Annotated in this window: 1 protein-coding gene; it reads left to right on the top strand. The window is 62.3% G+C overall.

The features are described 5' to 3' along the window. Positions 1–157 precede the first annotated feature (157 nt). Positions 158–604 (top strand): hypothetical protein, encoded by a 447-nt coding sequence (locus AC1DTN_RS38255; RefSeq protein WP_477925392.1) that lies wholly within the window; start codon positions 158–160, stop codon positions 602–604. Positions 605–624 lie beyond the last annotated feature (20 nt).

The raw sequence follows: 624 nt of genomic DNA on the forward strand, positions 1-624 counted from the left end.
GCCGAGCCGCCGGCTACGCCAACAACAGAGGCTTCATCCGCGCGTTCCGCAGGCCCTATGGGATGGGGCCCTGGGACTACCGAGGCGAGGCGCTGCTTCCTGGCGGTGCTGTTCCGCATCCCGTGTTCGATACCGACCCCCCGAGCGAAAGCAGATCATGTTGAACAAGACTTCCCTGCAGAAAACCATCAGAAACCTTCAAGAGGCGCAACTGCGGCAGTCGCGCGATGCCTATGCGTCGTATCTTGCCGGAGCAAGGCGAGACCGCAGCGAGCCCGCTGACCAGGACCAGGCCTCGCAGGAGTTTGGCAACGCCGAACTGGCGGAGTACTTTGAGGGGCCGACTCGGACATACGAGGCCGCACTTGAACGCTTACAGTCAATCGACTTCGGGCCGAAGTCGCAGGTGGTGGAGGGCGCTGCCGTTCAGGTCGACGACCGGTGGTACGTCGTAGGCGTTGCGACCCAGGTATTCGTGTGTGACGGTCTGACGTACATGGGCGTTTCCACGGAGGCTCCCATCTACAAGGCTCTGGAAGGACGGGTCGCGGGAGATGCCGTTGAATTCCGTGGTCGCGACTGGAAGATCCAGGCGGTTGCCTGAGTGACCAGACTGCGATGAGG

Source organism: Rhizobium sp. 01T444 (assembly GCF_056398305.1).

Coding starts and splice junctions, on each gene's coding strand:
- AC1DTN_RS38255 (WP_477925392.1), top strand. CDS start 158: ATGTTGAACAAGACTTCCCTGCAGAAAACCATCAGAAACCTTCAAGAG.